This is a genomic window from Fibrobacter sp., assembly GCF_045112255.1.
Classification (GTDB): domain Bacteria; phylum Fibrobacterota; class Fibrobacteria; order Fibrobacterales; family Fibrobacteraceae; genus Fibrobacter.
In genome coordinates, this window is sequence record NZ_JBGUHR010000073.1 from 1 (window position 1) to 10,854 (window position 10,854).

11 protein-coding genes are annotated in these 10,854 nt (G+C 51.0%); all 11 read left to right on the plus strand.

Annotated elements, in window-relative coordinates; genetic code table 11:
• Positions 1-104: 104 nt before the first annotated feature.
• Positions 105-599: a hypothetical protein gene (locus ACJMM9_RS10460; protein ID WP_405326514.1), complete on the plus strand. Its 495-nt coding sequence runs from the start codon at positions 105-107 to the stop codon at positions 597-599.
• A gap of 10 nt (positions 600-609) precedes the next feature.
• Positions 610-1,308, plus strand: coding sequence for a hypothetical protein (locus ACJMM9_RS10465; protein ID WP_405326517.1), 699 nt, complete (start codon positions 610-612; stop codon positions 1,306-1,308).
• Positions 1,305-2,420, plus strand: coding sequence for a metallophosphoesterase (locus tag ACJMM9_RS10470; protein ID WP_405326520.1), 1,116 nt, complete (start codon positions 1,305-1,307; stop codon positions 2,418-2,420). Before ACJMM9_RS10465 ends, ACJMM9_RS10470 begins: the two co-directional genes overlap by 4 nt.
• A gap of 38 nt (positions 2,421-2,458) precedes the next feature.
• Positions 2,459-3,853 (plus strand): hypothetical protein, encoded by a 1,395-nt coding sequence (locus ACJMM9_RS10475; protein WP_405326523.1) that lies wholly within the window; start codon positions 2,459-2,461, stop codon positions 3,851-3,853.
• Positions 3,850-4,140, plus strand: a complete 291-nt coding sequence (locus tag ACJMM9_RS10480; protein ID WP_405326526.1) for a hypothetical protein — start codon at positions 3,850-3,852, stop codon at positions 4,138-4,140. Before ACJMM9_RS10475 ends, ACJMM9_RS10480 begins: the two co-directional genes overlap by 4 nt.
• The gene (locus tag ACJMM9_RS10485; RefSeq protein ID WP_405326529.1) at positions 4,109-5,575 is read left to right on the plus strand and encodes a hypothetical protein; all 1,467 of its coding nucleotides are present in this window, start codon (positions 4,109-4,111) and stop codon (positions 5,573-5,575) included. The genes ACJMM9_RS10480 and ACJMM9_RS10485 overlap by 32 nt, the downstream gene beginning before the upstream one ends.
• A 13-nt stretch (positions 5,576-5,588) precedes the next feature.
• The gene (locus ACJMM9_RS10490) at positions 5,589-5,765 is read left to right on the plus strand and encodes a hypothetical protein (protein ID WP_405326532.1); all 177 of its coding nucleotides are present in this window, start codon (positions 5,589-5,591) and stop codon (positions 5,763-5,765) included.
• A gap of 75 nt (positions 5,766-5,840) precedes the next feature.
• On the plus strand, positions 5,841-7,760 hold the full coding sequence (locus ACJMM9_RS10495; RefSeq protein WP_405326535.1) for a hypothetical protein: 1,920 nt from the start codon (positions 5,841-5,843) through the stop codon (positions 7,758-7,760).
• Positions 7,761-7,817: 57 nt separating this feature from the next.
• Positions 7,818-8,972: a hypothetical protein gene (locus ACJMM9_RS10500; protein ID WP_405326538.1), complete on the plus strand. Its 1,155-nt coding sequence runs from the start codon at positions 7,818-7,820 to the stop codon at positions 8,970-8,972.
• A 7-nt stretch (positions 8,973-8,979) separates the two neighbouring features.
• The gene (locus tag ACJMM9_RS10505; protein ID WP_405326541.1) at positions 8,980-9,414 is read left to right on the plus strand and encodes a hypothetical protein; all 435 of its coding nucleotides are present in this window, start codon (positions 8,980-8,982) and stop codon (positions 9,412-9,414) included.
• Positions 9,414-10,745 (plus strand): hypothetical protein, encoded by a 1,332-nt coding sequence (locus tag ACJMM9_RS10510; RefSeq protein WP_405326543.1) that lies wholly within the window; start codon positions 9,414-9,416, stop codon positions 10,743-10,745. Before ACJMM9_RS10505 ends, ACJMM9_RS10510 begins: the two co-directional genes overlap by 1 nt.
• Positions 10,746-10,854 lie beyond the last annotated feature (109 nt).

Consider the following 10,854-nt stretch of genomic DNA (forward strand, 5'->3'; position numbering starts at 1 on the left):
TAAAGCTGGGAAAATGTGAAAAACGGCCTCGAAAGGGGCCGTTTTTTGTGAATTTGAAATTCAAACATACCTAAACTATATTTTCGCTTGATGGTAGGTATTGTATGAACGCGCAAAGTGAACTGTATAAAGAAACCGACAAGAACGAACATATCAGAACGCTTCGTGATTATTTCATGAGGACGTTGGATTGTACTGACGAACACGGCGACTATGATCTGGGCAAGATGATTAACAATGCCTCAATTAACATGGGCGAGGCTGGTATCGAACTTTGCGGTTTGTTGTTACAAGAGAAGATGAAGCTTCGTACATTCGAGGAAACTTTCAATCAGAAACGTCGCGCCGTGTATAAGGATATATGCGAAAACCGCATGGCGTGGCAACCGACCCAAAAGGGTATTGAAATTATGGTTGACGGCGACGCCAATCTGTCTGACATACGCAAGGAATACGAGAACCAGAAGCTGTATGTGGAGTTTTTGGAGCAATGCCAAGAACAAGTCAGATACTTCCCTCGCAATGTGAAGGACATCGTCGACGCGGCCAAGTATGGTATGGAAACTGGTATCTTGAGACCGATCAAGACTAAGAAGTAATTTTATCGTTATGAGTGAAATAAATCCTACATCGTTTTTTGACCTATCAGCCGCATCGGCTTCAATAGACGCTACCATCCAGCCGTCCAAGAAACAAGATGACGAGAACGTTTTTGCGACGCTGGAACAGACTCTGCAGCTTCCTATAGGCTCTACGAAGGAAGCTCTTGCCGCTTCGAAGGACGCTATTGCGCGTACGAAGTCCTTGGCAATGCAAGCAGAAATGGTTACATTTAAGGAACAAAGTATTGACACTCGTGATGCCGAGGACATCGACGACGAAGTCTTGAAGGCCGACCGCGCCAAGATCCGTAAGGAAGCGCACGAGCTGTACGACATGCAGAAGAACTTGCTCAACTACATGTACGAACAGCTGAAAGGCCAGATCGACCCAAGCGACAAGCAGTGGGCCGCTTGCGCAAGCATGTGCGCCGCCGTCACGAAGTCCCTTGCCGACTTGAACAAGATGACCAAGGAATTTCGCGAAGAGAACGACCGCTACATCGAAAAGAAGATTCAGTCTGGCGAACTCGATGTCACTGAACAAGAGTTTGATTTCAGCCCCGAACAGGCCAACAAGATTATCGCCCATTGGACTAAGGAGAATGAGGCCAATATTCAAGATAAGGTTCGCCAAGAAGTCGAGGCGCGTGAGCTTGCTCGCATCGGCGTAGAAACCAAGCAGATAGAGAATAAGGAAGAACAATGAAAATCGGAATTGTAGGTGACTTGCACTACGGATTTACGACTGCAAAGGCACCGATTACCAACGCACTTACGAAGGGTCAGCATGCGATTGTCGAGTCGATGATCGCCGACTTCGAGTCACGTGGCATAGATACCGTCGTGTTCACTGGCGACATTTTCGACAACCGTAGGTTCATCGCATCCGACGTGATGGACAAGGTTTACCGCCTTTTCAAGGAACGTCTTTCCAAGTTCACTTGCTATGTGGTCGCTGGCAACCATGACATGCTCTATGACAACAGTTCAGACGTGTGCCAGATTCGCTTTATCGAAAACTTGCCGAACGTGAATGTCTATATCGACAAGGTTGGTTTCGCTAGCATCGGCACGAAGAAGTGGTATTTCGTTCCGTGGATCCAAGAGGACAAGATTGACGGCGTGAACAAGTGGCTCGTCAAGATGTCTCGTGGCAACATTGACGACAACATCATCGTAGGCCACTTCGACATGATTGGTGCCCAGATGGAAGCCAAGACGGTATCAACTGCTGGCTTCGATCCCAAGCGCTTCTTGAACGCTGCCAAGCTGACTATCAGTGGCCACTACCACTGCCGCTCGGTCATCGGTGACGACTACAGTACGATTTGCTACGTCGGTACTCCGTTCCAGAAGACATTTGGCCATGTCGGCATCCCGGCTGGATACCACATCTATGACGACGAGACTGGCGAACTGGAGTTTGTCGAGAATGCGATTTCTCCGAGTTTCGTCGACGTCGTAGATACGGAACTGGGCCCAGATTTCAACCGTGACATGTCTAACTGCATCGTCCGCTATTCTACCGACAAGACGCGCACCTATGACGATGCCGCGAACTTGAAGGGCTATCTGGTGGACAAGAAGCCTATCTACATCGAAACTGTGTACTACGGCGAAGACCCAGCCGAGGAAGGCGAAGCCGATACGCCGCAGACCGAGGAGGAAGCAAGGCAACTCATGACTACCGATTCCGTCGGCATGGCGAAGCTTTACCTCGAAAAGCATCCGGAGATCTTGCCAGAACTCTCTACTGGCGAAGATGCGAAGGAAATTGCCCTTGAATATCTCAAGGAATACAACGCGAAAATAAAGTAATTTAAAATTCAAAAGAGAACATTCATTAGGAATTTCGTATGGATTTCCAAAAACAGATTGATCAGCGCATTAACGACATCCTTAACGACAAGACCGAGAAGAAGTTGGCTTTCCACATCTTGTTGGTTTCTGACGGCAATTCTCGACTCTCTCCGCTTCGTGGCTACGCCGCCTTGGACTTTTTCAAGAACGTGTACCGTACCATGGCCGACGTTACCGTCACGACCATGACCAGTAACGGATTCCTACGCGAACAGCCAGACTTGCACAAGTACAACGTACTCTGGATTGACAATGTGACCAATCCGAAGTTCATCCATAGCCTCAACGGCACCCTTGAAGCCTACGAAGACGAAATCTGCGGCGGCGCTATGGAAGTTCCGACTAATGCAAGAGTCGAAGACCTCGAAGCTGAAAGCAAGCAGCGCCGCATTATGCGCAACCTCAGCTTGCGTGTGATCTACGCTCTCGACGAATTCGTGTGGGACGCCCCGGCTGGCCGCCAGGTCAACATGTTCACCGCTCGCATGGTCGAAGACGCAATGATCATCGCAGACGAAATCGTCGTGCCGACTGCCGACATGATGCTGGTTCTCAAGAAGGGCAACCTCATCCCGGAAGACAAGGACGTTGTCGTCATCAATACGTTCGTGAACGATACGATGTATCCGTTGCACCGTATCAATGCTCGTGCTTCTCATTACGCCACGACAATCCGTCGTCCCAAGATCCTCATCAAGGGTACGACTATTCCTATGAACGTCCAGAAGTTCATCATGATGAACAATGTGACGAAGGACTACAAGATTACCGTGTCGTCTGTCGGCAGCTTGACCAAGGAAATCTACAAGAAGATGCAGCAGCTTCCGGACGGTTCCGAACCGGAAGTTACGACAATCCAGCACTGGGCAAGCCCAGTCGTGGATTTCAACAACTTCTCGTCGACAATGGCTATTGAGCGTGACGTGGGTTTTGACTTTGTCATCACTTGTATTCCTGACGACATCGAAAACAATCCGTACGAACTCTGCAACGCCGATACGGACAACGTTCTCGCCGTCGCCGAAGGTGCGGTGACTATCGCTGGCGTGAAGGGCTCTCCGTTCACTGCTGCCAACCACATTTGCGTGGCCTCCAACCTCCAGTTCAGCAACACGGATACGCCAGAAGCGATCAAGAGCTTGATCGAACGCTGGAGAATCTGCGTCAACTGGGACGAAGCCTACAAGAAGCAGCGCGAACTACTAAAGCAGAAGACGGTATCTTCTGAACAGATCATCGGCGGCTATTTCCACGCAATGCTTGGCCACACGCTCTCCGACGCCTACGCAGCCAAGGTCAAGGCCGCTGTCGAGGCCGAGAAGGAACGCGAGAAGGCCGAAAAGGCGGCGGCTGAAAAGGCCAAGCGAGAAAAGAAGGAAAAGAAACAATGAGCTACTGGGTCGTAAAATACGACGTCACCAGTTTCAAAAAGGGAGCCAACTACGAAGACCTCTCCGTAGAGGCTCCTTCTTTTATTCGCCCTAGCTACGCCGAATACGAAACCGCAGAGAAGATTGCGGAAGGTATGTGCTTGAGCAACGGCGGCGAGACTGTTGACCTTGTGCTTTCAAATGATAAACCGTATCACGGGCCACGCTACATTTACCGAGTGGCCGAAGATGATCGTCCACCAGACGAGGTTGAGAATGCCGAAGAAACCGTACGTACAGACAGCTAACGCAATGCCCCAGTATGATGAACAGACTAGGGCGTTTATTCAGAGCGCAAAGCAAAGTATCGCAAACAATCACGGTCTAGCGATTGACCGTGATCCAGCAGAAATCATGCGCGAGAACAACAAGCGACTTCACGAAGCTGCCCAGACAATGGCCTCCAAGCAAGGAATGGTCAAGCAGCAGCGTCTTGTCAAGAAGCAGCCTATCCAGACCGCGCCTCCAGTGCAGACAGCACAGCCGATCCAGCCAGTGTTGAGACAGCAAGCTGTCGAGGAACCAGTCGAGGAGGCTCCGATCAACGATGCCGCGATGAACCAAGTGGGCTATGACAGCTACATGCAGTCATTGATGGAAGCTCCGGAAGACGAAGCTCCAGAAACCGAAATGGTCGAACTGAGCGACATTCCGCAGAACGAGTCAGTTCAAGCGCCAGTTCAGAACTTCACGCCGAACTTCAGACAGCCTCCTCGTGAGGTTCGTTATGATGATGCCGCCGTCCTACCGAAACAGCAGCCGAAGCCGACCGTCGCTCCCAAGCAGACTGAAAAGCCGACGCAGATTGTTAAGCCAGTGATGGTCGAGTTGCCGCGTCAACAAATTGCAGAGCCGCCCCGGCAACAGCATGTGTTCCCTCGAAACGAAGTCACGAACTTCAGTGACCTTCGTGGACTTCCGTCCGAAGGTATGCTCTATGACCTTCCGTTCATGGGCCAGTCTTTGACCTTCATGGATATTCTCATGTTGAACCACATGGACAACGAGAATATCACGACGACGGTCAATACTTTGTTCGAACGTCGCATCAACGGCGGTTGGGATGACGGCTTCAACGCCTCCAACGTGCTCCAGTGCGACGAGGCTTACATGATGCACTGGTTGAGGGCTTCCACTATCGAAGACCCGCTTCCTTACGTGCCGCCTACAGACAAGTGGGAACCGTACAAGTGTCCAGATTGTGGCGAGGTCGCCCAGACCGCAGAGGACTACAAGAAGATCCAAGTCTTCTTCAACAACATGGACTTCAAGATCCGTGGAAACTTGCGCGAGATTGTAGCCAAGCATGCAAACGGATGCTACACCTTCTATCTTGCTGATGGCCGCCAGTGTGACGTATATCTCCGTCGTCGCTACCACGAAGAAATCGTCAACGAGACGCTGGCCCAGTATCTGAAGGATACCGGAAAGGAAATGCCGTTCGAGATGCAAGTCCTTCTCCACTCTGCCGTTATCGTGGAAATCCAGGGTATCGACAACATCGTGGACAAGATCAACTATCTCGGAAACCTCGGCTACGCAGCCGCCAAGCACTTCTTGGACGAAGTCGACGGAGCCTCGCTTACGACGGATATTACCGCAAAGATAATTTGTCCGTTCTGTAAGAAGGAGGTCACCATTCCTTATCCCTTTCGTCTCGACGTCTATATTTCCGGTCTATGATTATCGTGACCTTATGCGCTGTAAGTGCATCGTGTCAGACATGACGCACAACAGCTGTCACGATTGCGACCAGATGTTCTTCCCGGAATTCAAGGAACTGCTCAACTACTGCATCGAGAAGTACAACGCCTTGAACCACGTGGATGACGACGAAACGGAAACGGAACTGAGTTCCATGCCTATGATGTAGAAAAGCCGGAGAAATCCGGCTTTTTCTGTGCCTATGAACTGATAAACTAGCAATAGTTAATCATATCGTGGTTCCATGGCTAAGACATTATCAAATGTATCGACGCAGAGCTTCGAAAACCTCTTGAAGCAAGGGGTGTCTGAAGGCGTCATGAGCGCCTTGGCCGCACGTGATGCCATCGAGGCGGCGAAGGCCGAACACGAGGCAATGCTTGCGCAGCATGTCAAGGTTGTTGGCGAAGGACAGGAAACCGATCCTATGTCCAAGGTTTCCGACAATATCGATGCCATGCGACAAAACCAAGACAAGCTCACCGAACTGTTCGCTTCTATGAGCCAGTCGCTGTCGATGATGAATACGCAGCAAGGTTCCCCGATGGTGGGCAGTTCGCTCGCTTCACAAGCTACCGCCTCATCGAACGAAATGACGCTGACTTCTTCGACTCCGATGAACACTGGTACGGTCGGTAGCGCGTTCAAGAATTTCGCGGTTGCGAATAATTCCGTTTCCGCACAAGCTCCTACTCCATCTCCAGTAGACTCAAGCCAAGGCTATCAAGAGGCCATGACGTCTCCAGTCCCGGTCGAGAAGGAGAACTACGAAGAATCTAACAAGAAGGCGCAAGCTGCAGAAGAAGACCGTCTCTACAAGGAGGCGGCTCGTCCAGTCATGCCTAAGTTGAGCCGTGCGCTCGACATGTATCTCGAAGGAAAGAACAGCTCCACGAATAACGGCGGTGACAGCTCTACAAGTTTGGCTGAGTTCCTTGCCGCCCTCGCTGGTGGTGCTGTTGGTTTTGCTTTTGGTTATTTGAGTAAGTTCGCCGAAATGTGGAAGACTGTCGGCAAGTCCTTCGCCAGCGGCATCAAGGCTGGTTGGGACAAGCTGCGTAATAGTAAGATCGGTAAGACGGTTGGCGAACTTGGTACAAAGTTGAAGAATGCGGTTTCTGGCGGTATTAAGAAGGTTAGTGAACTTGGGTCGAAGCTGAAGTCCACGTTTACTGACGGTGTGTCGAAGATTGGTGAATTGAAGTCGTCTTTTACGAGCATGTTGAGCAACTGGATGAAGAGTATCAAGGAAAGCGCTGTCGGTAAGGCTGCTGGTAAGGTAGCCGATACTGCTCGCAAGGTTGGTGGTTTCTTCAAGTCGATGGCTACGAGTATTGGTGGCAAGATTTCTGGCGCTGCGAAGGCGGCTGGCTCTGCTATCAAGAGCGCTGGTAAGGCCGTCGCTTCTGGTGCCAAGGTCGCCGCGAAGGCGGTTGCCAACTCTGGTGTCGTTAAGGCTGCCGTAAGCGCGGCCAAGACTGGCGCGAAGCTCGCGAAGAAGTTCCCGTTGATCCAAGCGGCTGCTGGTATTGCCGATACGGCGGTGAATACGTACAAGGTAGTTAAGGCTGGTGGTGGCGTTACTGACGTGATGTCTACTGTTGGTGCTGGCCTTGTCGATACGCTCGCCGATACTCTCCTCATTCCAGAAATCGTGAACTCGGTTGGTGGAGCCGTTGCGGCTGCCCAGTCTGGTAAGGGAATCGGCGGTGTCTTGAAGGGCGCTGGCTCTGGGTTTATGAAGGGACGCGACGCCAACGACATCAGTATCGGTACTGGTCTTATGGCCAACGTCCAGAACTTTGTCGGTAACGAGACTGAGACTACTCGCCGAGTTGCTGATGCTTATAATAAGGGTCTTGGTTACGACGCCGCTGGCGTGAAGACGGTCAGCGGTGCTGCTGGTGGCTTCGGTCACTCTGCTGCTCTCTATGTTCCGAAGGCCGCTGGATCTATGGAAAATAGCAAGTCTCCTACGGCGACTGTTGTTCCGAACCTTCCGGACGAAAAGCCGATGTCCGAAGCCGATCGCTTGAACGCTATCAAGGAAGGCGTAAAGGAAGGCATGAAGGAAGCCACGTTGAGTCCGGAAGTGCAAGAGGCTAACGCAAGGAACGCCAAGGAAGCTGCCGAGGCTATGAACGGTAAACTGTTTGGGGGTTAATAGATGGCCACTGGTTATGAGAAATATGTACAGCGAATAGGTCATACTACTGGGAAGATGAGTAAGCGTCTTCCGAAGCCGAACGTGTGCCGTATCGAAGTATTGGACGGCGAGGCTCGCCGCGCATACATGGGAGGCTTTCAGAAGTCTCTCGATACGTTCCGCGAGACCATGCTTGACGCTATCTCCCTCGAAAGCGGTTACGACATGTACGAACCGTTTTACGGTATCCTCAACGCGGATACTGGAAATGGCCCTTCGTTCAGCGTGAAGGCCAGCTGGAACGAGCCGACCGGAAACAAGAGCGGCTTCGCTCGAATGAATACTATTCTTACTGGTGGCGGTGGAAACGCTGGCTTGCTCGGTGCTATTCCTGGCATCGGTTCGGCGATTTCTCGCACGACCAACAGTGTTCTCGGCGGTATCGAAAGTGTCGCCCAAGTTGGTATGGAACTGTCTGGCGTCAACAACAACTGCACTGGTAGCATGACTATCAAGAAGTTCACTGGTGCCCAGATCGACGCTACGCTTCCGTTGAAGTTCCGATGGTACTTGCCAGAACAAGAGGATATGTGCCGCCAGTCTTTGAAGCGACTCGTGATGATGACCTACGTGCGTCCGATGGATATGCAAGGCGAAGCCATCGTGAATGAAATGATCAACGGCTTGGTAAATGCTGGTAGCGAGATGGTGGAAGGCGCAAAGAAGATGATTAACAACATAACGTCTGGATCTTCTAGCGGCGATTCGTCATACAAGGAAGGCAAATCGTCTTCGTCCAATAGCGGCAAGGCTGAAACTGGTAGCGTCAAGGATGTCATCAACAAGGTGCTTGGTAGCGGCGTCGACATTTATAACAACTTAAATACTTTCTTCGGTGGCGAGATTACTGCTAATCCGCTTCCGGTGCGCGTGAGCATCGGTCACTACCTCGACTTCGAGCCGATGGTGATTAACAGCGTTAGGATTCAAGCCAGCAACGAACAGTTCATCTCTCCGGATGGAACGCACTTGCCAGTATTCATCAACGCCGAGGTTCAAGTGTCCTACTGGATGCAGCCGGGCCCGACCAAGGACTTTATCTCTATTCTTGGTAACGAGGTGTTCAGCCAGTTCATCAAGTATCCGAGCAAGAATGGAAAGTCTGGCAAGAACAAGAACGACGGTGGCATCAGCAAGAATAACAATCCGTCGAAGAACAAGAAAAGGTAGGTAGGATATGGCCAAGGAACAGTTTCCTAGAATAAGGGACGATAAATTCACCTATGCTGGCATGTTCAACTTGCCTATGGTGAAGAATGGCCGTCTCGACCGCGTGATCGGCGATCTGTACGGAACACCGACGATGTACAAGGCGTTCGCCGCAGCCAACCAGATACGCAATCCGATGGCCTTGAGGGGCACTATCCGCCCGGTCGATGAAAGCATCCGTAATGAACTAATTTTGAAGGGGTATAGCGACTACGAGCTGGAAGAGGAATTCAAGAAGGCGAAGGAAGCCGTCGTGCTCGGTGACAACGACTGGATGGGCTATAGCGAGCCGTTCAACGGAGTCATCACGGAGGCCGTTGGCGATCGAAACTATGTACTTCCTTCTCCGGACAGCGTCGTTGACTGGTACGGAAAGTACAATGAGCTTAAAGAGGATGAATAATGGCTAATCGCGTCGGCCCAAGTTTTAGCGTTGCATTGACCATCAAGGATCGAGCGTTTGACGCATCGACCGTCAATTCGATGGAAATGGCGATACCGATGAACGGCATGCCGAGAGGAAACTTCTCGGTCATGATTACCGACGACGCCAATTACAAGGTCGAGAGTGGTTGCTACGGACACTTCATGTTCCTCAATACTGGCATTCCAGAAATCGACGGCAAGGGTTTTTCGTTCTATGTGCTGAACGCTACAATGACTATGGTCAACGAAGCTACTACCAAGCTGACCGTTACGTGGGTGTGCGCGACCGAGGAAACGCTCAAGCGCAAGACGATGGCGATTACTGGCACCAGCCTTGATGCCATGATAGATGTTCTGAAATCGTATGACCAGCAGATTCCTTATACCAACTTGGTGATGGCGAATGCGTCTGGATTGACCGATACGATGACTTGGCGATACACTAACGCGAACCTCGAAGATATGCTGGTTCATACCGTCGAGCATTCGGCGCTCAATGGTGACTATTTGTTCTGGACTTATGATGAGGCTTCGCAGAAGATTGTATTCTCGTCGCTGGGCGTGTCTTCGAAGACCAGCAAGCCGCAAGCGCTCATTTATTCTCAAGATGCCTTGGCATCTACTAATAGCGTACAGTATTCCGATCCGAATACCGGAAGCCGTCTGTGGCTTTATGGCTATGAGGAACGCTCTAACAAGAAGGGTGAACGCATCGAGGAAATCTTCCCGAATGTGGTGTTCTCGAATGTCACGTCCGAAGGTAAGGCCGATGTCTCCAAGTGCGGCGGCGAATGCTTTGACAACGTTGTGACTAGCTATGGTGCGAAGAACAGCGCGTCTGCTCGTAAGGAATATGGCGTCGATGACAAGAACGCCGTGTTCGGTGAGATGATGGTCGTCGACTATTTCCCATTGAATACGCACAAGTCCTATCCGGTCGCCAAGATGATCCGTGACCGTATATATGCCGAATACAGCAAGATAATGATTATCGGTGTCTACAACGCTATCGGCCCAGCCGTCGGTAGTACTGTGTGTGTTCGTGCATTGAAGGTCACTAGGAACGGAAGCAACGGCGGCCCAGACATGAACTATACCGACGAGTACATCGTGCTTGCGAAGAAAATCCGCAAGGAAGGCACGACGCAAGCTGGTGCCCTCGGTAACGAGATTCCGAACCAGTCTGCGGACTACATGACCATATTGATGCTCGGCTCGAAGTCCACTGGTATTGAAGGCTACAAACCTACTAGCGAAAAGCTTGAAAATATCGCCAAGGCATGCAACGTTGAATCGGAGAAGAAGTAATGTTTAATCAGCTGCCAGATAAAGACTATATCGGATTGGTTGTCGGCGGAAGCAATGACATCAACCATCGTGGCGCGGTGCGTTGCAAGATTCTTGGCGTTACCGAAGA